The organism is Streptomyces sp. NPDC042002 (assembly GCF_055588305.1).
This window is the reverse complement of sequence record NZ_JBVJCT010000001.1, coordinates 494,838-517,885: the sequence shown is the minus strand read 5'-3', so window position 1 is coordinate 517,885 and position 23,048 is coordinate 494,838. Positions and strand designations below refer to the sequence as shown.

Genomic DNA, 23,048 nt, shown 5'->3' with positions numbered 1-23,048 from the left:
GATGCTGGCTGGATTGTTCCCCCGATCAACTGCTTTCAGGTTTTCTCCGTGTTACGGAAATCGAGTTCGGTCCGCCACACGCCGTTCGAAGGTCCGTACGACCGGCTGGTACGCTCACGCGTCCCGCCCCACCAGAACTCCCTTCCCCCACAGGCGAATCACAGGGGTGAACCACAGAGGCCGTATACGCCGCACCCGCACCGGTGCCACAGCCGTAGCGAGGAGAGGTACCCCGTGGGCACTGTCGTCGACGACGCCGCCTCCGTGGAGTTCCACGCCTTCTTCGAGCGGCACTACGCCGAACTGGCCCGCCTGGCCAACCTGTTGACGGGTGAGCCGGACGCCGCCGACGACTTGGCCGCCGACGCGCTGCTCGCGCTGTGGCACCGCTGGGACCGGGTGCGGGCGGCGGACCATCCGGTGGCGTACGCGCGCGGTGTGGTCGCCAATCTCGCCCGGACCCGGATCCGCGCGGCGGTGCGCGAGCGCCGGCGGATCACGCTCTTCTGGTCGCAGCGCGAGGACAGGACCGAGAACCCCGACGTGGCGGGCACGGTCGACGTCCAGGAGGCGCTGCGCCGGCTGCCGTTCCGCAAACGGGCCTGTGTCGTACTGCGGCACGCCTTCGATCTTTCGGAGAAGGACACCGCGCTCGCCCTCGGAATCTCCGTGGGTACCGTGAAGAGCCAGACGTCCAAGGGCATGGCGGAGCTGAAGCGGCTGCTGGGCACCGACCGGGCGGCGGTCCGGATGCGCGCGGGAGCGCTGCCCGCGGGCGGGGCCCGAGGACGAGAGCGATGAGGGAGGCGCTGGACGTGCACGACGAGCTGCGCGCCCGGCTGCGCGAGGCGGCCGGGGCGCACGAGCCCGACCGCGCGCGCATCCTGGCCCGGGTGGAGCGCGGTATGGGGGGCGCGGGCGAGCGGCGGCCCTCGCGGCGCGCGGCGCGCCCGCCGCTGCTCGGCTGGGCCCGTGTCCTGGGCGCCACGGCCGCGGTCGCGAGTGTCCTGGCGGTGGGCGGCTACGCGGTCGCCTCGGCGGTGAAGGACGACACCCCGCCCCAGCAGACCGTCGCGGTCTCGCCGACCCCCGCCCCGTCGCCGGACCCGACCGGCCGGGTACCGGTCACACCCGGCCCCGGCCGACACTCCGGGACGCCGAAGGAGTCGGGCCGGCCGGGTCCGTCGCCCTCGGGCACCCCCACGGCGACCGCGACCGCCCCGGTCCGGGCGCCCGCCGGGGGCACCGCGGAGGGCCCGTTGTGGTCGGACGGCTCGGTCGACCCGCACAGCAACGACTTCTGGGCACAGAGCGATGTCACTCTGAAGACCGGCAAGCAGCTCACCGCGCTCATGGTCGAGTTGAAGGTCAAGCGGACCGGCGGTGTGAGCGACGCGGGTGCCTGGCGTTCGCTGCCCGAGAGCGACTTCACGACGACGGTCGCGGAGCGGGACGGCTTCCTCGTCTACACCTGGACGCTCAAGCCGGGCCGCACGGTCTGGCCGGGCGAGTGGGTCTTCGCCGGTCAGTACGGCCACGACCGCGGCGGCCGGGACGCGAAGGACGACGCCTACGCCGTCACGGCGACCGCGAAGGGCGGCGAACGGTCCAGCGTGGCAGGGGACTTCGCGGCCCGCACCGCCGACGGTTCATAGGCCTGTCCGTGTTCGCCCATGACGGGGTCCGGAGATTCGATCGCACCCCGGAAACAACCACACGTTCGTATTTGACGTCATCGACTGTGTGGACCTGTCGGCCTGAGCCCCCCTCGGCCGACAGAAGAACGCCCCCGCCGGTGACGACCGGCGGGGGCGTTCGCCCGTGGGGGGGGATCAGCTCACGAAGTACGTGGGGTTCGGGAGCTTGTAGGTCTTGTCGGCGTAGCCGCCGTCGAGGTCCGAGTACTGGTCGCCGAAGTTGGCGACGATGTCGTACCCGAGGGACTCGATGTGCTTGCGGGTGCCGGACTTGTACTGCACGGTCGTGCAGTTCCAGGCGACGGCGGTGGCGCAATCGCTCAGGTAGGCGGGCGGGTTGGCCGCGTCCTTGAGGAACATGTGCGCGGCGTCGAGGTTGACGTCGACGCCGATCTTCTTCAGGTTCTCGACCGCGGAGACGCGCTGCGACTCCTTCAGGCCCGAGTTGTAGAACACCTCGACGCCCTTGGACGCGGCGTACTCGACGAGTTCGGGGCTGCCGAAGACGGCCGGGCGGTCCGCCTGGGCGACGTACGCGGCCCAGGAGGCCGAGTTGTAGGTGTAGTTGGTCTTCTTCTCGTAGTCGAGGGAGAGCAGCAGCGTGTCGTCGATGTCGAAGACGACCGCGGCCTTCTCGTGCCGGTGGTGGGCCTTGCGGGCCGCCTGGTCGATGTGCCGCTTCGCGGCGGCGTCGAGGCGCGCCAGGTCCTTGGCGTACGGGCTGTCGGGGGACGCCTGGTAGACCCCGTTGCTGTCGGCCGCGGTGCCGTAGTAGGTGTCGATGTCCTTGACGAGGACCCCGATGTTGTAGGGCTCGTGCGTCGAGTTCGCCGTCGACTGACCGGCGGTGGCGACGCCGGTGCCGTACAGGGCGGCACCGGCGACGACACAGGTGGCGGCGACGGCCGCGATGCGCAATGGCTTATGCATGACAGGTTTCTACGCGCGTAACCCCCTTCGGCGCGAGACCTGTTGCCTGATCGATACATACTTTTCAGGCGACTTGGGCCTCGCGCCTTGCGCTTGGCGGACTCAGTTCATGGTGGCTCCGATGGTGCTGCTGCCTGTCGTCAGGAAGGTGGTCGCGGGCAGCGCGCCACTGGACGAGCGGGCGTTGTACGTGGTGCTCGCGTCCGTGGAGACGAACGACGGGGTGGAGATCCCGGAGTCCCAGTTGTTGCCGGCCGAGGTCACCGAGGAGCCCTTGGACACCGCCGCGGTGCCGTTGCCCACGGCGAGGTTCTTGCCGAGCTTGGCGGCGCTGGTGGCGAAGTAGTAGCCGTACTTGCCGTTGGCGTAGGCGGTGGTGCGGTTGATGACGATGGCACCGGTGTTGGAGTTCTCGGTGAAGCCGCTGCCCGCGTCGTCCCAGGCGGCGGAGTTGTTGACGACGTGGGCGACGACCTCGCCGTCGCCGCCGAGTTTGTAGCCGTTGCCGTCGCCCGCGAAGGCCGAGTCGCCCCAGCGGTTCTTGCCGTTGCCGAAGGACCAGGAGTGTTCGACGGTGACGGGCGAGGAGAACGACCAGAAGTCGATGCCGTCATCCGAATTGTTGTACAGGCGGGCCCCGGTGATCAGGTTGCCGGTGCCCGAGCCGAACTTCACGGCGACGCCGTCCGCGTTCTCGCCGTGCTCGGCGGCGTCGTAGTTGCCGTACGAGTCGATGTTCTTCACCGTGTTGTTGACGGTGCCGTCGCCGGTCAGCGTGAAGCCGGAGTCGCCGCCGTTGATGGTCTTGATGTTGTTCCACACGGTGCCGGTGCAGGACTGGCAGACGACCGCGCTGTCCGGGGAGTCCTGGAACGTCAGGTTCGAGACGTTCCAGTAGTCGGCGGTGAGTTTGAAGATCCAGGAGCCCGAGGGGAGCGAGGACCCGTCGATCTTCACGGTCTCCGAGCCGTACGCCGTGAGCGTGACCGGCGAGGAGGACGTGCCGTTGGTCGTGGACTGGAGGGTGGCCGTCGGGTAGTAGGTGCCGCCGCGCACCTGGATGACGGTTCCGGCGGTGGCACTGGAGATGGCGCTGGTCAGTTGGGCGGTGGTGGAGACGACGACGGTGGCGGCCTGCGCCTGGGTGGGGAGGACGGCGAGGCCTGCGCCGAGTGCCAGGGTGGCACTCAGGGCGAGAGCGGTACGACGAGACATGGAGTGCGGTCCTTTCGTCGTGCTGGGGAGTGGAACGGGGGAATCACGGACGCCAGTCGCCGAGATACGCGGCACGGGTGTGCTGCTCGGCCTCCGCGTCCGTGAGCTGGGGACGGTTCTCCGGGACGGTGATCACCGCGCCGGGTCCGGTGTTGCGGTACTCGCGAAAGCGCATGGACTGCCACGGATAGGCCGCGCGCATGTCGGTGTAGGGCGCCACCGCGTCGATGCCGGGCCCGAGTTCGCATCCGCGGACCACGAGCGAGGGCCAGGCCGTGGTCTCGTACGAGGGGACCCAGGGCCGGGCGATCTTGTACGCCCCGTCCTCGGCGCCGGAGGTGACACGGCCGCCCACGGCCAGGAAGCCGTACGGGTTCGCTCGGGCCGTGGACGGCGCGAAGACCATTCCCTCGGGCCTGAAGGAGACGTCCCGGTCGAGCGTGTGGAAGTGGCAGCGCTCGAAGACGGCGGTGGCCCGGCCGAAGACGAAGTCGACATCGCCCTCGATGTAGCAGTCGCGGTAGAAGTGACGGTCGAAGGCGGCCAGGTCGCTGGTGTCCGCGAACAACGTGTCCTGGTGCGCGAGCAGCCGCACCCGCGCGAACGACGAGCGGTCGCCGGTGACGCGGGCCGCGACCGCCTGGGTGCCGGTGATCTCCGGATGGTCGGCCCGCAGCCAGTCGTTGGCGATCGTGAGCCCGCGGACGGTCAGTCCCGGCGCCGCCGAGGTGAGCGTCGCGGAGCCCGCGGTCCCGTACGTGCCGGAGCCGTCCGGCTTCGGCGTGCCGTTCGCCCGGTCGAAGACGATCACGGCGTCGCGCGGGTCGCGGGTGGCACCGCGCAGCGTCAACTCCCGCTTGTCCGCGGGGATGTCGACCACTTCGCGATACGTCCCCGGGTGGACGACGATCGTCTGCCCGGGTCCGTCCACCGCGTCCACGGCGGCCTGGACCGAGTCACCGGGACACACGTGCAGGACACGGCGGCCGTGCACGGCGGCCGGGGTGCCGCCGAGGGCCATGACTCCCCCGGCCACGCCGGCGAGGAGCGTGCGCCTGCGCATCTCAGCACCCCCTCCCCGGCGTCCAGTCGCCGAGGTACGCCTCCCGGGTCGCCGAGCGGGCCTCCTCGTCGGTGAGCTGGGGACGGTTCTCCGGGACCGTGATCACCGCGCCGGGTCCGGTGTTGCGGTACTCGGCGAAACGCTGGCTCTGCCACGGATAGGCGGCTGACATGTTCGTGTACGGCGCTACCGCGTCGGTGCCTGCGTCCAGGCGGGTGTCGCGGACGGTCAGCATCGGGCGGGCGGTGGGGTCCGAGCCGGGCACCCACGGGCGGGCCAGCTTGTAGTAGGCGTCCGGTGCCGCGCTGCTGATCCGGCTCCGCGTGACCAGGTATCCGCGCGGGTCGGCGACGGCCGTGGACGGCGCGAAGACGAAGCCGTACGGGGCGGTGGCCAGGTCCGTGCGGTTCAGGGTGCGGAAGTGGCAGTACTCGAAGACCGCCGTCGCCCGCCCGAAGACGAAGTCCACGTCCCCCTCGACGTAGCAGTCCCGGTAGTACTGGCGGGCGAAGGTGCCCAGGGCGAACGAGTCGGCGTACAGCGTGTCCTGGTGGCCGAGGAAGCGGCACCGGTGGAACGCCGAGCGGTCGCCCTGCACCTTGATGGCCACGGCCTGGGTGCCGGTGACCCCGGGGTGGTCGGCGCGCAGCCAGTCGTTGGCGAAGGTGACCGCGCGGGCCGTGAAACCGTCGGTTCGTACGGTGGTCGTGGCCGATCCGGTGGTGCCGTAGGTGCCCGAACCGTCGGGCTTGGGCGTGCCGTTGGCGTTGTCGTACACGACGACGACATCACGCGGGTCGCCTGAGGCGCCGATCCAGGTCATCTCGGACCCGGCGGCGCCGGGCAGCCCGGTCGCCGGGTCGACCGCTCCGACCGAGACCGTCTCGCGGTAGACGCCGGGCGCTATGACCAGGGTGAATCCGGCGCCGGTCGCGGCGGTCACGGCGGCCTGCACGGTGGTGTGGTCGCCCAGGCCGCCGGGGTGGACGTACAGCGTCCTCGCGTCGGGCCGCGCGGACGGCGAACCGTGGCGTCCGAAGGGCCGGCGTCCGAAGGGCGGGCGCCCGGTGGCACGGGCGGGGGCCGCGAGCCCGAGAGCCAGGGCGGCTCCGGTGCTCGCGGCGACGAACGCCCTTCTGCTGACGGGGTGTCCGGCCATGGTCAGCAGATCTTTCCGGCGCCCGCGCGGTGGTCGACGATGCCGGGAACCGCCCTCGGCGCGTCGACCTTCGTCCGCAGGGCCGGTGTCCATCCGGCACCGGACTGGAGCGTCTCGGCGGGGATCCCCGCGTTGTGCACGGCGATCAGATCGGTCAGTACGCCGTTGACGTAGTTGTCGGCTGCGGTCAGCGGCGCCTCCTTCCACTTCTTGAGGACCGTCGCGGCGCTGACGGAGTCCGGCAGCGTGAACGCGTTGTGTTCGGCGACGAGTTGGGACTCCATGCCGATGCCGTAGCTGTAGCCGTACGTGGAGTCGGCCACGAAGTGGTTGTTGTAGGAGTCCACTTGTCCGAAGCGGACGCGCGGGGCGCGCTCGACGAGACCGGTGAACAGGTTGTGGTGGAGGGTGACCTTCAGATGGCCCCGGTCCACGGCGGCGGTCGACGCGCTGTCGCTGTTGCCGATCAGGATGGTCTTGTCGTGGTCGGCGAAGACGTTCCAGGAGGCGGTCACGTAGTCGGCGCCCTTGACGATGTCCAGTTCGCCGTCGTGCTGTTCGTAGATCCGGCCGTAGTACGTCGGCAGCGAGCTGTCCGGGTGGGCGCCGTCGGTGAACGTGTTGTGGTCGAGCCAGACGTGCGTGGCCCCGTAGATCACCGCGCTGTCGTACTCGGAGTTCCAGTTGCCGGTGTCGCCGTCGGTGGGGTCCCACTGCGGGAAGCAGTCGAGGGGGCTCTCGAAGGAGAGGTTGCGGACGATGACGTTGTCGACGCCCTTGATCTGGAGGCTCGCGCCCTTGAAGCCCGCGTTCCGGCCGATGCCGACGATGGTGGTGTCGGCGGGGACGTACGCCTTGATGGCGGTGTCCTGGTTGGCGGCGGAGGCGGCGCGCAGATCCTCCTGCTCGCCGCTGACCACCTGGTCGTAGCCCCACACGGCGGGGTCGTAGTCGGCGAGGTACCGGGCGAAGTCGTAGCCGGGCGCCGCGAAGGAGTCGCAGCCCTCGGCGTTGGCGTCGATCGTTCCCCTGACCTTGATGATCTTCGGCGCGCTGCCGCCCGCGGCGAGCGCGGCCTTGAACTCCGCCCAGGTCGTGACCGTGCTGACCCGCGCGGCCGCGGCGGCCGAGCCGCCGGTGGTGCCGGTCCCGTCGGACGCCCAGCCGTCGCCCGCGGCGAGTGTCTGCCGGCCGAGCTCGCGGGGACGGGCCTCGGCGGTGGTGCCGGTGACGGCGAGCACGAGGGCGGTGCAGCCGATCAGCGCGGCCGTCCGTCGCACGGTGACCGCACTCCAACATGTGGCATGCTCATGCCATTTCTGTGTGTTCATGGTGCGACTCGACTCTCTTTCCTTCGGCTCAGGGACTCGGGGGTTCGGGGACTCAGGGACTCAGAGGTTCAGGAGTTCAGGCTGGGGGCCAGGTGATCCAGGACTCGGGTATCTCCGCGTCGAGGCGGCGTACGTCCCGGGGCGTGAGCACCCGGCGGTGCAGCAGCCCGGCCGCGACGAGACGGGCCACGGCGATGGCGCCGGGCGGGTTGAAGTGCGTGTTGTCCTGTTCGGTCGCGGTCCAGTTGAAGTACTTCTTCGTCTCCTCGACGCCGAGCCGCTGCCACAGGGCGATCGAGCGGGCCTGGATGTCGAGGAGCGCCACGTGCTCGTCCGCGGCGAGCGCGCGCATCGACGCCGGGTAGTCGCCGTGCGTCGGCACCGCGTTGCCGTCCGCGTCGAACTTCCTGCGCTCCACCGGGGTGGCGAGCACCGGCCGGGCGCCCCGGGTCCGCGCCCCCTCGATGTACTGCCGCAGACAGTCCTGGTACGTCGTCCACGGCTCGGTGTAACGCGTCGGGTCGGCGGTCTTCTCGTCGTTGTGCCCGAACTGGACGAGCAGGAGGTCGCCTGGGCGGATCACGTCGAGGATCGCGCCGAGGCGCCCCTCGTCGATGAAGCTCTTCGAACTGCGGCCGTTCACCGCGTGGTTGGCGACCACGACGTCCTCGTGGAGGAAGAACGGGAGCGCCATGCCCCACCCGGTCTCGGGTGCGGCGTCGGCGTACTTCTGGGCGGCGGTGGAGTCGCCGGCGATGTGGAGGGTGCGGGGCCGGCGGTGCGGGCGCGCCGAGGCGGGTGCCGCCGCGGCGACGGCGAGGGGTAAGGCGGCCGCGGCCGCCGAGGTGACCTGTCTGCGCGTGAGGGACACGGGCGTGTGCCTTTCGACAGAGGTGCGGGAGCGCGCCCCCGCGGGGCGCCTGACTGCCTGGATGCGCGGCTCCGCCGCGGGGGCGGCGGGAGCCGCTGCACGACGTGCGCCACGGCCGGCCACGGTGAGCACGGGGCCGGCCACGACGGGCGCACCGGACTAGTGGTGGGCCTTCCAGTCCGCCTGTGCCTTGTTCAGCTGGTCGGCCAGCGTGTCCAGGAAGTCCTTCGCGCTCATCCTGCCGAGCAGGACCTTCTGGAAGTTCGGCTCGTTGTCGGCCTTGGAGATGGTGTTCCAGTCGGGCAGGTAGTACGGCAGCTGCACGATCTTGGTGCCGGTGCCGTTCAGCGCCTCGGCGGCGAGCTCGGTCGGCTCGGCCTGCTGGATCCAGGCGTCCTTGGCGGCGTCGGTGTTCGCCGGCACCTGGCCCGCGGACTCGTTGAACTTGGAGTTCTCCGCCGCCGAGACGGCGAACTCGATGAACTTCCAGGAGGCCGCCTTGTTCTTGCCGGACTTGAACAGGCTCAGCCCGTCGACCGGGTTGGAGACCTGTACGCGCGTACCGTCGTCCAGCGTGGGGTTCGGGACGCCGCGGAACTTGCCGGCGCCGAGCGCCTTCAGGTGGTCCTGGTAGGAGCCGAGGTTGTGGCTCAGCATGCCGATGGTGCCGCTGTCCCACTGCGCGACCATCTTGGTGAAGTCGTTGTTGACGTCGGCGGACGGGGTGACCTTCTTGTACAGGGCGACGTACTTCGCCAGGGCCGCCACGTTCTTCGGGTCGTTGACGGTGGTCTTGTCGGCGTTCCAGAACGAGGTGATGCCGGTCTGGCCGTACGCCGCGTCCAGCGCCGGGGCGATGGAGCCCTCGCCGCCCCGGATGGTGAAGCCGAACCTGTTCCTGCCCTTGTCGGTGAGCTTCGCGGCGGCGTCGTAGAACTTCGACCAGGAGGTCGGCGCGTCCAGGCCCGCCGCCTTGAACAGGTCGGTGCGGTACCAGAGCGTGCCGTTGTTGGCGGAGGTCGGCACCTGGTACAGCGTGTCTCCGCCACCCGCGGCCCGGCTGACGTCGAGCAGGTTCTGGCTCAGCTTCCCGTTCAGCGCGCTCTTCTCGATCCGGCTGTCCAGCGGCTCCAGCGCTCCCTGGACGGCGACCTCGGCGAGCATGGCGGTGCCCACGCCGCCGACGTCGGGCAGACCGCCGCCCTGGATGGCGGTGTCGTACTTGGACTGGGCGCTGGCCGCCGGGATACCGACGTAGTCGACCTTGATGTCGGGGTACTTCTTCTCGAAGTCGGCGATGATCTGCTTCCAGATGTCGGTGCGGACACCGCCGTTGTTGTCCCAGAAGGTGATCTCGCCCTTGCCGGAACCCTCGGTGCCCTTGTCCCCCGCGCTGCCGCTGCCGTTGTCACCACAGGCGGTGGCGGTCAGCGCGAGCACGGAACCGAGGGCGACGGCGACGGCCGCGCGCCTGCCGCCGCGCCTGCCGGTCTTCGGCGCGCCGGCCTCCGGTGAACCGGTCCGCGGTGCGCCGGTCCCCAGTGGGCTGCTCTTGAGTGGGCTTCTCTTCATCGGTCGGCTCTCTTCCTCTGGATCCAACGGGGTGGCGGGGTCGGTGCGGTGTCCTCGGAGATCGGCACCCGGATGCTTCCGGAAGGGACGCGCCCTTCCTCCCTCATCCGGTAAGCGCTTGCCACGGAGGTGCGTCATTGCGGCTCCCAACAGGCGTACGTACGGCAGGAAGTGACCCTCAGGGGGCCGGGGTGACACGGAAACGCGTGAACGAGGCGGCGCCGGCGTGTCCGACGCCGGTCGGCGCGACGGCGAACAGGCCGAGCAGGGCGCCGACCCAGCGCCATCCGGTGGCGGCGAAGACCTGCCCCGAGGGCTGCCGGCCGCCACCGACGTCGTAGGAGAAGCGACAACGGGCTCCCGCGCCGATCTCGATCCACAGCCGGGCCCGTCCCTCGGGCGCGGGCCGCGCGGGTGCGGCGTCCCGCTCGCCCTCGCACGACCCCGACCGCACGACGGGTGCCGCGGCGACCGTCTCGGCGAACCGGTGCACGAGCCGTACCGATCCGCCCGGCTCGCGCTGGAGTCCGATCCAGCCGAACGCGTCCCCGAGCACCACGAGTCCGGCCCGTGCCCCGGGTTCCTCGCTGTCGAGGCACAGGTCGACCTGGACGGTGGCCGCCGCGCCCGGTATCCGCTGGGTGAGGACATGGGGCACTCTGCGCAGGTCGTGCGCGTCCGCCGTACGGACACAGCTCAGCCGCAGCCCGTCGCCGGAGTGCTGGGTGGCCCAGCCGTCCTGGGGGTTGGCGGTCCACTGCCATTGGCGCCCGAAACGGCCGCCGGGGAAGTCGTCGTCGGTGGCGGGCGCGGACGGCGGCTGGGGCGGCAGTTCCGGCTTCCGGTGTACGGCGACGGGGGCGCCCCGGTCTCCGAGCACCGGCCAGCCTCCCCCACTCTCGGCTTCGCTCGAGCGGGAGGTACCCCCATCGCCCCAGCGCATCGGCTGGAGGTGGACCACCCGCCCGTAGGGACCGCGCTGCTGGAAGTGCGCGAACCAGTCCTCGCCCGTCGCCGTGCGCACCCAGCCGCCCTGGTGCGGGCCGTTGACCCGGGTGTTGCCCTGTTCCAGGACCACCCGCTCCTCGTAGGGCCCGAAGAAGCCGCGCGAACGGAAGGCGCCCTGCCAGCCGGTCTCGACTCCCCCGGCGGGCGCGAAGATCCAGAACCAGCCGTCGTGCCGGTAGGCCTTGGGCCCTTCGAGGGTGAACCAGCCGGGAATCAGGTCGGCGTCGACGATCACCTTTCCCTCGTCGAGCAGCCCGGTGCCGTCGGGGCGCATCCGGTGTCCGGTGAGCCGGTTCTTCACGCCGGAGCGGGACTTGGCCCAGGCGTGCACGAGATAGGCCTCGCCGCTCTCCTCGTCCCACAGCGGGCAGGGGTCGATGAGCCCCTTCCCCTCCTTCACCAGGTGCGGCCGGGTCCAGGGGCCCCTGATCTCAGGGGCGTTGACCTGGAAGATGCCGTGGTCGGGGTCGCCCCAGAAGATCCAGAAACGGTCGTCGTGGTGGCGCAGGGAGGGCGCCCACACACCGCGGTCGGGCCGGGGGCGCCTGAACTCGCGCGCGGGTTCCAGGCGTTGGAGGGCGTGCCCGACGAGCGTCCAGTTGACCAGGTCCCGGGAGTGCAGCAGGGGAAGGCCGGGGGCGCGGCCGAAGCTGGAGGCGGTGAGGTAGAAGTCGTCGCCGACGCAGAGCAGATCGGGGTCGGACCAGTCGGCGTCGAGGACCGGGTTGCGGTAGGTGCCGTCACCGAGGTCGGCGGAGGGCAGGGCCATCAGGGGCTCACCGCCTTGCGGACCAGCGCGGCGGCCTCGCTCCGGTCGAGGGTGCCGTCGGCGACGACGGTGACGACCCGGCGTACGAGCGTGCCGCCCGCTTCGACGGTGAGCCGCTTCTCGTGGGCGAGGGAGGAGCCGACGCCCGGGTACTGGGCGGTGCGGACGAACCACGGGTCACGGCGGGTCGCGTCGGTCGCCCCGGCGAGGACGAGCGTCCAGCCGGCGCCCGCGAGGGCGAGCCAGTCGGCGGTGCGCGCGTGGACCGCCTCCTCGCCCTCGGCGTCGGCGGTGAACACGCGCGGGGCGTCCGGCTCCTTGCGGGCCCGCCAGAAGAAGCCGCCGTACGCCGCGCCCGGCCGTCCGTTGGTGGCCGGGCTGCCGAGCGAGAGCCCGTGGTCGGTGACGTTGGTGAGCGAGAAGGTGAAGTCCAGCGCCCAGGCGGAGTCGGTGAGTCCGACGGCCGCGACCGTACGGCGTTCGCGCAGCAGCTCGGTGCCCGCGGCCGTCCAGCGCAGCTCCTCCACGAAGCCGTCCGGGTCGCGCAGCTGGAAGGCGGTGTGCCGCTGGGCGCCGTGGTTGTCGAGCTCGGTCGGTCCCTGGTCGCGGACGTAGGTACGCCCGCCCCAGAAGTTGTGCCCCTCGACGTCGGGTACGGCTACACCGACGCCGAGGTGGTGTGGGTGGTCGGCCGGGCTGAGCTCGGTGACGGCCGTGCCGGCCAGGGTGGTGACGGGGTGCAGATACGGGCGCGGGGAGAGCCGGGCGGGCAGTGCGGGACGGGTGACGTAGCGGCCGACGGGGCGGCCGCCGATCCGCAGGACCAGCGAGTCGTTGTTCACGCGGTGCTCACCTCTGTCGGGAGCGCCCAGGAGGCGCCCAGCTCGGAGTAGAGGGCGAGGGTGTCGGCGGCCGCCGCGACGAATCCGTCGACGCCGCGCACCACGCGGCGGTTCTCGCCGGGGAGCGGTTCCCAGGCGTCCGGGGGCAGCGCGATCGGGTCGGGTGCCTGCCGGATCGCTTCGACGACCTTCATGAAGGCGCCCGTCGACTCGGGCGGGACCAGCAGTTCGGTGCCGCCGCTCAGATGCTCGACGAGGTTCTCCAGCAGGTCCGTACGGCCGTACTCGATCTCCTCGGGGCCGTGTCCGGACCGCTGCACGAGGACCCGGTCCTGCTTGTACCAGAAGGTGATCCGGCCGTCGGTGCCGTGCACCAGGACGTACGGTTCGCCGGGGTGTTCGGCGCAGAGCGTCGCGGCGACCGTGATCCGGCCCCCGGTGGTCGTGACCCGTACGCACGAGGTGTCGTCGGACTCGATGTCGTTGGCGCGCAGCAGCTCGGTGCGGATGGCGGTGACGTCCTCGGCGCGGGTCGAACCGTCCAGCGCGAGGGCCGTGGCGACGGCGTGGGCCAGCGGGTTCGTCAGGACACCGTCGACCACGTCCACGCCGTTCAGCCGGCGCTTTCCGGCCCAGGGCGCGCGGCGGTAGTACGCCTCGTCGCGTGCCCAGGCCCCCGCCCCGCCGATGCCGGTCACCCGGCCGAGCGCGCCCTCGGTGATGAGTTTCCTGATGGCGGGCACGGCGTGCGAGCCGAGCGACTGGAAGCCGATCTGGCAGACCACACCGGCCGCCGCGACCCCGTCGGCCATCCGCCGGAACTCGGCGTAGGAGGGAGCGGGCGGCTTCTCCAGGAGCAGGTGGACACCCTTGCGCGCGGCGGTCAGCGCGAGGTCGGCGTGGGTGGGGATGGGGGTGCAGATCACCGCGACGGCGGCACCGGTGGAGTCGAGGAGCGCCCCGAAGTCGGCGGACTGCTCCACGCGTTGCCCGCCGAGCTCCTCCTCGGTGAGCGGGTTCAGCTCGCAGACCCCGGCGAGGCGTACCAGGCCCTTGTCCTGGAGACGGCGGATGTTGTCCAGGTGCCAGTGGCCGTGGCCTCGGGCGCCCGCGAGGACGACGGGCAGCGGGAGTCCGGGGGCCGTCGTGTTCGCCGGGGCGGCGGCGGGCGTGGTCCGCGGACCGGCTCCGCTCAGGGCTTGGAGGCCGGCTGCGCGCGGGGCACCGGCCTGCTGCCGCGAGGCGCTCGTCATCCCTTCACCGCCCCGGCGCTGAATCCGGTGATCAGCCACTTCTGGATGAAGGCGAAGACGACGACCACGGGGACGGCGGCGATGATGCCGCCCGCGGCGAGCGCGCCCAGGTCGACGCTGTCGGAGCTCATCAGGGTGTTGAGGCCGACCGGGATGGTCTGCTTGCTCTGGTCGCTGAGGAACATCAGGGCGAACAGGAAGTGGTTCCAGGCATGCACGAAGGCGAAGGAGCCGACGGCGATCAACCCGGGCCGCAGCAGCGGGAGTACGACGATCCGGAAGGCGTCGAAGCGGTTGCAGCCGTCGACCCAGGCGGCCTCCTCCAGGGTGTACGGCACGTTCCTGATGAACCCGCTGATCAGGATCATCGACAGCGGGAGCTGGAAGACCGTCTCGGCGATGATGACGCTGACCAGCGAGTTGATCATCCGGAGCTCGGCGAAGATCTGGAAGAGCGGGACCAGGAGCAGCGCGCCCGGCACGAACTGCGAGCAGAGCAGCGCGAGCATGAAGCCGCGCTTGATCCTGAAGTCGAAGCGGGCGAGCGCGTAGCCGCCGGCGAGCGCGACGAGCGTGGTCATCACCAGGGTGGCTACGGCGATGAGGACGCTGTTCTGGAAGTAGGTCCCGAAGCTGCGCTCGTTCCACACCTTGTCGAAGTGTTCGAGGGTCATGGGCCAGGGCACGAGCGAGGTCGACCCGGCCGGGCGCAGCGCGAAGAGCAGGATCCAGTAGAAGGGGATCAGGGTGAAGAGCAGGTAGATGCCGAGGGGGAGATAGATGTGCCATCGCGGGACCTCGTCCCAGGCGCGGTGCTTCTCCCGTTCGCGCGGGCGGGGTACCTCGACGGGCTGGGCGGGTGCGGCCGGGGCGATCGTCCCGGCTTCCTTGGTGATCACTTGTCCCCGCCTCCGAACTTGCTCAGTCGCAGATAGACGATCGAGCAGAACAGCAGAATCACGAACGCGACCGTGGTGAGGGCGGACGCGTAGCCGAAGTCGTGGGCGTCGACGCTGGTGTTGGCGATGTAGAGCGGGAGGGTCGTCGTCTCGCCCGCGGGTCCGCCGCCGGTCAGGGTGTAGAGCAGGTCGACGTTGTTGAACTCCCACACCGCGCGCAGCAGCGTGGAGAGGATGATCGCGTCCTTGAGGTGCGGCAGCGTGATGTGCAGGAACTGCCGGACGCGGCTCGCTCCGTCGACCTCGGCGGCCTCGTACAGGTCCTTGGAGACGGACTGGAGGTCGGCGAGGATCAGGATCGCGAAGAAGGGGACCCCGCGCCACAGGTCGGCGACCACGGCAGCCGGGAAGACGGTGGAGGTGTCCGACAGCCAACTCGTCCCGTACGAGCCGATGCCGGCGTCGGCGAGGTAACGGGTGACGCCCGTCTGGGAGTTGTAGAGCAGCACCCAGATCGCCGAGGTCAGCACCCCGGAGACGGCCCACGGCGAGAAGACCAGCGCGCGCCCGAACGCCCGCCCGGCGAAGGTCTGGTTGACGATCAGCGCGAGCGCCAGGCCGAACAGCAGTTGGAGACCGACCTCGACGGCGACCCACTTCGCGCTGAAGGTCAGTGTGTCCCAGAACTGGGGGTCCTGGGTGAAGGCGTGCGTGAAGTTGCCGAAGCCCGCGTAGCCGTTGCGCCACGGTTTGGTGGGGTTGTAGTTCCGCAGGCTGTAGTAGAAGACGCTGATGACGGGGTAGGCGATGAAGCCCAGCATCAGCAGCGCCGCGGGGGCGATCAGCAGATACGGAAGCCTGCGCGGGGTCGCGGAAGCACGGCGCCGCCGGGGTGGCGCGGGCGGTTTCGCCACGGCTGCGGCTTGGGCCATGACTGTTCTCCGTTCGCAGTGGGGCAAGTACAGCGAGTACAGGAAGCGCTTGCTACGACCACATGGGTCGAGCACTTCCACGTGCGGGTGCGGGGGCCTCAGCCGGCGTACGGGTCCGGCACCTGGCCCGGCCGGGCCAGGAACGCGAAGTCGCAGCCGGTGTCGGCCTGGGTGATCTGCTCGTTGTAGAGCGCTCCGTAACCGCGCTCGTAACGGACGGGCGGCGGAGCCCACTTCGCCCGCCTGCGCTCCAGCTCCGCGTCGTCCACGTGGAGTCGGAGTGACCGTGCCTCGACGTCGAGGGTGATCGGGTCCCCGTCGCGTACGAGGGCGAGCGGGCCGCCGACGTACGACTCGGGTGCCACGTGAAGTACGCACGCGCCGTAACTCGTGCCGCTCATCCGGGCGTCGGAGATCCGCACCATGTCCCGGACACCCTGCTTGAGCAGGTGGTCGGGGATCGGCAGCATCCCGTACTCGGGCATGCCCGGGCCGCCCTTGGGACCGGAGCCCCGCAGCACGAGGACGCTGTCCGCGGTGATGCCGAGCGACGGGTCGTCGATGGTCCGCTGCATGGTGCGGTAGTCGTCGAAGACGACCGCGGGACCGGTGTGCTGGAGCAGGTGCGGCTCGGCGGCGATGTGCTTGATGACGGCGCCGTCGGGGCAGAGGTTGCCGCGCAGGACGGCCACTCCGCCCTCGGCCGCGACCGGGTTCTCCCGGGTGCGGATGACGTCGTCGTTGTGCACTTGGGCGTTCGCCAGCTGCTCGCGCAGAGTGTCGTGGGAGACCGTGGGCCGGTCCAGGTGCAGCAGGTCGGTGATCCGCGACAGGAACCCGGGCAGTCCGCCGGCGAAGTGGAAGTCCTCCATGAGGTACGTCCGTCCACCGGGGCGGACGTTGGCGAGCACCGGCACGGTCCGGGCGATCCTGTCGAAGTCGTCCAGCGTGAGGGTGACCCCGGCCCGTCCGGCCATGGCGATCAGATGGATCACGGCGTTCGTCGAACCGCCGAGACCGAGCACCGTCGTCACCGCGTCCGTGAAGGCGTCCTCGGTGAGGATGTCGGACAACTTGCGGTCCTTGTGGACGAGTTCGACGATCCCGATCCCCGCGGCGGCGGCCATCCGGTCGTGTCCGGAGTCGACGGCGGGGATGCTCGACGCGCCGGGCACGGTGACGCCGAGCGCCTCGGCGGCGGCCGTCAGCGTGGACGCCGTCCCCATCGTCATGCAGTGCCCCGGCGACCGCGCGAGCCCGCTCTCCAGCTCGGTCATCTCGCAGTCCCCGATGAGACCGGCGCGCCTGTCGTCCCAGTACTTCCACATGTCGGTGCCGGAGCCGAGGACTTCATCGCGCCAGTGGCCCGGGAGCATCGGCCCGGCGGGCACGAAGACGGTCGGCAGATCGACCGAGGCGGCCCCCATGAGCAGCGCGGGCGTGGTCTTGTCGCAGCCGCCCATCAGCACGGCCCCGTCCACCGGGTACGACCGCAGCAGTTCCTCGGTCTCCATCGCGAGCAGGTTGCGGTAGAGCATCGGGGTCGGCTTCTGGAAGGTCTCGCTCAGTGTGGACACCGGGAATTCGAGCGGGAATCCGCCGGCCTGCCACACGCCCCGCTTCACGGCCTGCGCGCGGTCGCGCAGGTGCACATGGCAGGGGTTGATGTCGGACCAGGTGTTGAGGATCGCGATGACCGGCTTGCCCAGGTGCTCCTCGGGGAGGTAGCCGAGCTGCCGGGTCCTGGCCCGGTGGCTGAACGAACGGAGCCCGTCGGTGCCGTACCACTGATGGCTCCTGAGGTCCTCGGGCCGCTTCACAGGGACCATCCGGCGGCTATGGCGGCGACCTCGGAGCGCTCGCTCGCGGGCAGCGGCCTGCTCGGCGGGCGGACGTCGCGGCGGCACAGGCCGAGCGAGGACAGGGCCTCCTTGACCACGGTGACGTTGTTCGCGGAGGCGTTGGCGGCGCGCAGTTCCTCGAAGCGGCGGATCTGCTCCCAGACCTTCATCGCGGCCGGGTAGTCGCCGGACCGGAGCGCCTCGATCATGTTCAGCGAGACGGCCGGGGCGACGTTCACCAGGCCCGAGGTGAAGCCGGTGGCGCCGGCCGAGAAGTACGAGGGAGCGTACGGCTCGGCGAGTCCGGCCACCCACACGAACCGTTCGAGCCCGGCGTCGCGTGCGAAGGACGCGAAGCGCGCCGCGTCGGGAACGGCGTACTTCACACCGATGACGTTCGGACAGGCGTCCGCGAGTTCCGCGAGCCGCGCACCCGCGAGCACCGGATTGCGGATGTACGGCACGACGCCCAGCTCCGGCACGGCCTCGGCGATGGCCCGGTGGTAGTCGACCCAGCCGCTCTCCGAGACATAGGGATGAACGGGCTGATGGACCATCACCATCGGTGCGCCGAGGGCACGGGCGTGCCGCGCGGAGGCGACGGCGGTCGGTACGTCGTGCCCGACGCCGACGAGGACGACCGCGCGGTCGCCGGCCTCCTCGACGGTCGACTCGGTGACGATCCGGCGCTCTTCGGGGGTGAGGGCGTAGAACTCGCCGGTGTTGCCGTTGGGGGTGAGGGTGCGGACGCCGCCGTCGATCAGCCGGCGCAGCAGGGCCCGGTGGGTGTCCCGGTCGATCGTGCCGTCCTCGGCGAACGGGGTCACCGGGATCGCCACGACCTCGGCGAGGGCCGCCCGCTGGGTCTCGAACGTCGCTGTCATTCCTGTCCGTCCTCTTCCCGGCCCTGGGGGAAGGCCCGTCGCACGAACGACGCGATGTGCGCGTGCAGCGCTCCGGCGGCGCCGTCGGCGTCACCGTCGAGGGCGAGCCGCAGGATCTCCCGGTGCTCGCTCGCCTCCCGCTCCCAGGAGGGATCGGACGCCCAGGCGACCGCCGAGACGAGGGCCGCCTGGTCGCGCACCTCGTCGAGCATCCGGCCGAGCAGCGGATTGCCGCAGGGCACGTACAGGGCGCGGTGGAACTCCCGGTTGGCCAGGGACCGTTCGGCGGTGTCGGCGGCGTCGTCGGCACGGGTGAGGGCGTCACGGGCGGCGTCGAGGGAGGCTCCGCGGCGCACCACCCGTCGCAGCGCCTCGGGTTCGAGGAGCAGCCGTACGTCGTACACCTCGCGCGCCATGTCCGCGTCCACCATGCGCACCGTGACGCCCTTGTACTGGTTCATCACGACGAGACCGGTGCCGGCCAGGGTCTTGAGCGCCTCGCGCACGGGGGTCTTGGACACCCCGAACTGTGCGGCGAGGTCGGTCTCGACCAGGGCCTGTCCCGGGGTCAACTGCCCGGTGAGGATGCGGTGTTTGATCCCCTCCAGCACGAACTGCGTGCGGGAGGGGATCGGGGTGGGCACAGAGGTCATGCGCGCCTCTCCGGTCTCACGGCTCGGATCACGGGAGCCGGGCGTCGCTCGCGGACATCGACCCCGGATCTCGCGTATCGCGTCTCATATATGACGTACGAAGTACGACGCGTTGAAGGTAGGAGCGTGACCGTGTTTCGTCAACGCTTCCGGCAGAGAAAATTGACGTGCCGGGTGAGGCGCGAAGTGCCGGAGGGTCCGGGTCCCCTCTTCGGGGCGAGGCGCGTCGGGTGTTCAATTTCGCGACGCACGACGAGGCCGGCCTCACGGTGCGCGCCCCCGGAGTACGCGTACGGGCCGCCCGCACGCCTGGCGGGCAGCCCGTGAACCCCGCTACGGCTTCCAGCCGGGGTCGCGGCCGCTGAGGCCGATCGCGCGGTCGAGGAGCGGCCCGTCGCCGGGTACCGGGACGGCGGGGCCGAAGATGCCCCCGCCCCGGGCCGGGTCCTCGGCCACGCCGACGAGGAACCCGTGCGCCGCTTGCAGGGCGGCGGCGTCGGGCGTGTACCGCTGGCCGGTGGCCCGCGCGAGGTCCCAGCCGTGCACCACCAGTTCGTCGGCGGCCACGGCCGCCGCGACCGCGCCCGGCAGGTCGACTCCGCCGGCCCGGGTCGTGCCGGTCCAGGCGGCCGGGTCCCGCCAGGCGTCGGCGAGTTCGTCGAGCGCCTTCGGCAGCGTCTCGCGCCAGCCCGGCTCGATGTCGGGCACGGTGGCGGCCGGGCTGGTGCCGGTCGTAGGGCCCAGGTCCTTGCGCCCGGCGTCGCGGAAGGCGACGGCCAGCCCGTTCAGGTGCCCGAGCAGGTTGTGCACCGCGTACTTCGGGCAGGGCGTCGCCCCGTCGAACCGTGCGTCCGTGACACCCTCCGCGAGGCGCGCCACGATCAGGGCCTGCGGCCCGAAGTCGAAGGTCTGGCCGGTCATCCGATTCTCCTCAGAACTGCGGGTCCCCTTCAGGGGGAAACGCCCGGGGGCAGGTCCGCGGGGGTGGACCTGTGCCGCCGAGCCCGTTGTGTAGACCCCGTACGGACCCGAAAGTCATCGGTTCCCCGGCCAGGGGCTCCCGCCCCAGGACAGCCGGACGGCCCACCACCGGGCGTCCCGCTCCTCCGTATGCAGCAGCGGCGCGGGCGAGTCGATCACCCGGGGCCGAAGCTGGGCCTGCCCCGGCCCCCAGGCCCCACCCGACTCGGGAGAATCCCATGCCACTGGCCCGCCACCCCCGCCTGCGTCCGTCCCTCGGCGCCCTGCTGGCCGCCGCCTGTCTGACCGGCGCCGTGTCCGCACCGGCCGACGCCGGCTCAGGCTCCGCGGACCGCGATCACGACCGCGCGCTGCGGAAGCAGCTCGAAGGGCTGGTGAGCAGCCCCGGCGGCCCGCCCGGTGTCATCGCCGTCCTGCGCCGCGAGGGCGAGTCCCGCGTGGTGCGCGCGGGAGTCGCCGACCTCGACAGCGGACGTCCGATCACACCGGACGACCACACGCGGATCGCCAGTACCGCGAAGGCGTTCAGCGGTGCCGTGGCGCTGCGCCTGGTGGACAGCGGCGCGCTCTCCCTGGACGACACCATCGGCCGCCGGCTGCCGTCCCTGCCGCGCCAGTGGCACGCCGTGACGCTGCGCCAGTTGCTGAACCACACCAGCGGGCTGCCCGACTACACCCAGAGTCCCGAGTTCATCAAGATCTTGACCGCCGATCCGCGCCACCACTTCGACTCGCGCCGGCTGCTCGACTACGTGGCCGGCGAACCGCTGCTGTTCCGGCCGGGATCGCAGTACAAGTACTCCAACTCCGACAACATCGCGGTCGCCTTGATGGCCGAGGCGGCGACCGGCAAGCGCTACGAGCAGTTGCTGCGCGGGCTCGTCTACCGGCCGCTCGGCCTGCGCGACACGAGCCTCCCGCAGGGCTACGAGATGCCCGAGCCGTACATGCACGGCTACGACGTCCAGCCGCCGAACCCGCCGCAGGACATCAGCGAGGCGCTCAGCGCGTCGGGCGCGTGGGCGTCGGGCGGGATCATCTCGACGCCGGCGGACCTGACCCGCTTCATCCGCGGCTACGCGGGCGGGGCGCTGATCTCCAAGGCCACCCTGCGCGAGCAGCGGCGCTGGATCGACGGGGCCTCGGAGCCGGCCGGACCCGGCAAGAACAAGGCGGGTGAGGCGATCTTCCGCTACTCCACCCGCTGCGGAGTGGTCCTCGGCCACACGGGCAACTTCCCCGGCTACACCCAGCTGATCGCCGCCACCCCGGACGGCCGGCGGTCCCTGACCTTCTCGCTCACCACCCAGGTGAACCAGGCGACCAAGCCGGAGCTGCTGAAGGAGCTGCGCAAGGTCGAGGAGAACTTCGTCTGCGCGCTGCTGAAGGACTGAGGGAATCCCCGGCGGGCGCCCGGACGGATCCGGGCGCCCCGGGCGTCTCCCGCACAGCGCTCACGCGCATAGCGTTCACCCGCAATCCATTGCAATGAACCGAGTAAGGCTTGTTGCATTAAACCCAGAACCATTGCAACAAATTCCAGCCACTTACCTGCAATTACAACAGTTACACGCAACGAGCATGTTGCCTTAACCTTGAATGCAACGTAGCGTTTCCATCACCAGAAAGCAGCAGGGAACGCACACGGCGCAGCCGAAGGAGAGCACCATGCAGAAGTTCGACACCCCCGCCCCCGTCTCGGCCGTCCTCGACATCCCGGCCGGACGCATCCGGTTCAGCGCGGCGGACCGTACCGACACCACGGTCGAGATCCTGCCCGCGGACGCCTCCAAGAGCCGCGACGTGAAGGCGGCCGAGCAGACCGAGGTCTCCTACGGCGACGGCGTCCTGCGCATCGAGATCCCGGCGGCGCGGAACCGGGCCCTCGGCTCCTCCGGGTCCGTCGAGGTGACCGTCCAGCTGCCCGCCGGCTCCCGCGTCGAGGCGAAGGCGGCCGCCGCCGAGTTCCGGGGCGTCGGACGGCTCGGCGACATCGTCCTCGACGGCGCCCGCGGCTCGGTCGAGCTCGACGAGGCCGACAGCGCCCGTCTCACCGGCCTCGACGCCGACATCACGGTCGGCCGCCTGAACGGCCCGGCCGAGATCAGCACCCAGAAGGGCGACATCCGCATCACGGAGGCCGTACGCGGCAGGGTCACCCTGCGCACCGGGCACGGCGGGATCTCGGTCGGCGCCGCCCACGGAGTCTCCGCCTCCCTGGACGGCGGCACCGCCTACGGCCGGATCGACAACACACTCAAGAACGCCGACGGCGCAGCCACCGGCCTGGACATCCACGCGACCACCTCCTACGGCGACATCACCGCCCACAGCCTGTGATGGAGGACTCCCCGGGGCGGGGCTCTACGCGGCGTACGGCGGCCCGCGGGTGGCCCTCCTGGACGCGGTGACGTTCGTCCTGGCGGCGGCGGTGTTCGCGCTGCCGCGCGTCCGCGAGGCCCCGCCGGCGCGCGAGCCCGCCGAGAGCCTGCGCACCCGCACCGCGGAGGGCGTCCGCCATCTCCGGGGCCACCCCCGGCTCCGGCCGCTGGTCGTCGCGGGCGGTACGACGATGCTCTTCGCGGGGATCTGCGGCTCGACGGTCTACGCCGTGGCCGAAGGGCTGGGTCACTCCCCCGCGTACGTCGGCGTCCTGTACGTCGCGCAGGGTCTCGGCTCGGTCGCCGTCGGTCCGGTGTCCGGGACGCTGCTGCGGTGGCTGGGCGAACAACGCTTCGCCGCCTGCGGGATCGCCCTCACCGCCGTCGCGGTCATCTCCCGGCCTGTTCCGGGCGACGCGGTGGCCCTCGCGTCCAGCGCGGCCGCGGGGGCCGGGCTGCCCTGCGTGCTCATCGCCACGTACACCGCGGTCCAGCGGGAGACACCGCCCGAGCTGCCGGGCCGCGCCTTCGCCACCTTGAACACGCTCCTGTACGCGCCGAACGCCGTCGGGCTGGCCCTCGGGGCGGGGCTCGTCGAACTGGTCGGCCACCGGGTCCTGTTGCCCGCGCTGGGCCTGATCCGGCTGGTGACCCTGGGCCCGCTGTTCCGGAGCGCCCCCGAGCCGGTGGCGGACTGAGGGCACACCGGTTCTCGCCCCCTCCGCCCCTACCCGTCCCCGGGGCCTCCGCCCCGGACCCCGCTCCTC

The 23,048-nt window shown here is 71.2% G+C and carries 21 protein-coding genes; 5 read left to right on the top strand and 16 right to left on the bottom strand.

Annotated features, from left to right (window positions below; all coding sequences use genetic code 11):
- Positions 1–234: 234 nt before the first annotated feature.
- Complete coding sequence (locus tag ACZ6KY_RS02245) at positions 235–801, top strand: SigE family RNA polymerase sigma factor (RefSeq protein ID WP_469308391.1); 567 nt, start codon at positions 235–237, stop codon at positions 799–801.
- Entirely contained in the window at positions 798–1,655 is an 858-nt protein-coding gene (locus tag ACZ6KY_RS02240) for a hypothetical protein (protein ID WP_469308390.1), read from the top strand. Before ACZ6KY_RS02245 ends, ACZ6KY_RS02240 begins: the two co-directional genes overlap by 4 nt.
- A gap of 177 nt (positions 1,656–1,832) precedes the next feature.
- Here ACZ6KY_RS02240 and ACZ6KY_RS02235 read toward each other — a convergent pair whose 3' ends face one another.
- The 16 genes from ACZ6KY_RS02235 to ACZ6KY_RS02160 form a co-directional block, all read right to left on the bottom strand.
- Complete coding sequence (locus ACZ6KY_RS02235) at positions 1,833–2,627, bottom strand: HAD family acid phosphatase (protein ID WP_469308389.1); 795 nt, start codon at positions 2,625–2,627, stop codon at positions 1,833–1,835.
- A gap of 102 nt (positions 2,628–2,729) precedes the next feature.
- Positions 2,730–3,842 (bottom strand): right-handed parallel beta-helix repeat-containing protein, encoded by a 1,113-nt coding sequence (locus tag ACZ6KY_RS02230; protein ID WP_469308388.1) that lies wholly within the window; start codon positions 3,840–3,842, stop codon positions 2,730–2,732.
- Positions 3,843–3,885: 43 nt separating this feature from the next.
- Entirely contained in the window at positions 3,886–4,905 is a 1,020-nt protein-coding gene (locus ACZ6KY_RS02225; RefSeq protein ID WP_469308387.1) for a pectinesterase family protein, read from the bottom strand.
- Between the two features lies 1 nt (position 4,906).
- The gene (locus ACZ6KY_RS02220; protein ID WP_469308386.1) at positions 4,907–6,064 is read right to left on the bottom strand and encodes a pectinesterase family protein; all 1,158 of its coding nucleotides are present in this window, start codon (positions 6,062–6,064) and stop codon (positions 4,907–4,909) included.
- A 2-nt stretch (positions 6,065–6,066) separates the two neighbouring features.
- A complete protein-coding gene (locus ACZ6KY_RS02215) occupies positions 6,067–7,395 on the bottom strand; it encodes a pectate lyase family protein (RefSeq protein ID WP_469308385.1) in 1,329 nt (442 codons plus the stop codon).
- Between the two features lie 76 nt (positions 7,396–7,471).
- Positions 7,472–8,266 (bottom strand): rhamnogalacturonan acetylesterase, encoded by a 795-nt coding sequence (locus ACZ6KY_RS02210; RefSeq protein WP_469308384.1) that lies wholly within the window; start codon positions 8,264–8,266, stop codon positions 7,472–7,474.
- Positions 8,267–8,425: 159 nt separating this feature from the next.
- Complete coding sequence (locus ACZ6KY_RS02205; RefSeq protein WP_469308383.1) at positions 8,426–9,838, bottom strand: ABC transporter substrate-binding protein; 1,413 nt, start codon at positions 9,836–9,838, stop codon at positions 8,426–8,428.
- 178 nt (positions 9,839–10,016) lie between these two features.
- Complete coding sequence (locus ACZ6KY_RS02200; protein ID WP_469308382.1) at positions 10,017–11,615, bottom strand: glycoside hydrolase family 43 protein; 1,599 nt, start codon at positions 11,613–11,615, stop codon at positions 10,017–10,019.
- Positions 11,615–12,457 (bottom strand): DUF6807 domain-containing protein, encoded by an 843-nt coding sequence (locus ACZ6KY_RS02195; RefSeq protein ID WP_469308381.1) that lies wholly within the window; start codon positions 12,455–12,457, stop codon positions 11,615–11,617. Before ACZ6KY_RS02195 ends, ACZ6KY_RS02200 begins: the two co-directional genes overlap by 1 nt.
- Positions 12,454–13,710, bottom strand: a complete 1,257-nt coding sequence (locus tag ACZ6KY_RS02190; protein WP_469308380.1) for a Gfo/Idh/MocA family protein — start codon at positions 13,708–13,710, stop codon at positions 12,454–12,456. Before ACZ6KY_RS02190 ends, ACZ6KY_RS02195 begins: the two co-directional genes overlap by 4 nt.
- Entirely contained in the window at positions 13,707–14,609 is a 903-nt protein-coding gene (locus ACZ6KY_RS02185) for a carbohydrate ABC transporter permease (RefSeq protein WP_469308379.1), read from the bottom strand. The genes ACZ6KY_RS02190 and ACZ6KY_RS02185 overlap by 4 nt, the downstream gene beginning before the upstream one ends.
- The gene (locus ACZ6KY_RS02180; RefSeq protein ID WP_469308378.1) at positions 14,606–15,541 is read right to left on the bottom strand and encodes a carbohydrate ABC transporter permease; all 936 of its coding nucleotides are present in this window, start codon (positions 15,539–15,541) and stop codon (positions 14,606–14,608) included. The genes ACZ6KY_RS02185 and ACZ6KY_RS02180 overlap by 4 nt, the downstream gene beginning before the upstream one ends.
- A gap of 98 nt (positions 15,542–15,639) precedes the next feature.
- Positions 15,640–17,370 (bottom strand): L-arabinonate dehydratase, encoded by a 1,731-nt coding sequence (gene araD / locus ACZ6KY_RS02175; RefSeq protein WP_469308377.1) that lies wholly within the window; start codon positions 17,368–17,370, stop codon positions 15,640–15,642.
- A complete protein-coding gene (locus ACZ6KY_RS02170; RefSeq protein ID WP_469308376.1) occupies positions 17,358–18,266 on the bottom strand; it encodes a dihydrodipicolinate synthase family protein in 909 nt (302 codons plus the stop codon). The genes araD and ACZ6KY_RS02170 overlap by 13 nt, the downstream gene beginning before the upstream one ends.
- On the bottom strand, positions 18,263–18,919 hold the full coding sequence (locus ACZ6KY_RS02165; protein ID WP_469308375.1) for a GntR family transcriptional regulator: 657 nt from the start codon (positions 18,917–18,919) through the stop codon (positions 18,263–18,265). Before ACZ6KY_RS02165 ends, ACZ6KY_RS02170 begins: the two co-directional genes overlap by 4 nt.
- A gap of 333 nt (positions 18,920–19,252) precedes the next feature.
- On the bottom strand, positions 19,253–19,840 hold the full coding sequence (locus tag ACZ6KY_RS02160) for a TIGR03086 family metal-binding protein (protein ID WP_469308374.1): 588 nt from the start codon (positions 19,838–19,840) through the stop codon (positions 19,253–19,255).
- A gap of 278 nt (positions 19,841–20,118) precedes the next feature.
- Here ACZ6KY_RS02160 and ACZ6KY_RS02155 point away from each other — a divergent pair, with 278 nt between their 5' ends.
- The 3 genes from ACZ6KY_RS02155 (at position 20,119) to ACZ6KY_RS02145 (ending at position 22,979) form a co-directional block, all read left to right on the top strand.
- Positions 20,119–21,294: a serine hydrolase domain-containing protein gene (locus tag ACZ6KY_RS02155; RefSeq protein WP_469308373.1), complete on the top strand. Its 1,176-nt coding sequence runs from the start codon at positions 20,119–20,121 to the stop codon at positions 21,292–21,294.
- 274 nt (positions 21,295–21,568) lie between these two features.
- Entirely contained in the window at positions 21,569–22,240 is a 672-nt protein-coding gene (locus ACZ6KY_RS02150) for a DUF4097 family beta strand repeat-containing protein (protein ID WP_469308372.1), read from the top strand.
- A 49-nt stretch (positions 22,241–22,289) separates the two neighbouring features.
- Positions 22,290–22,979, top strand: a complete 690-nt coding sequence (locus ACZ6KY_RS02145) for an MFS transporter (protein WP_469308371.1) — start codon at positions 22,290–22,292, stop codon at positions 22,977–22,979.
- Positions 22,980–23,048: the final 69 nt, after the last annotated feature.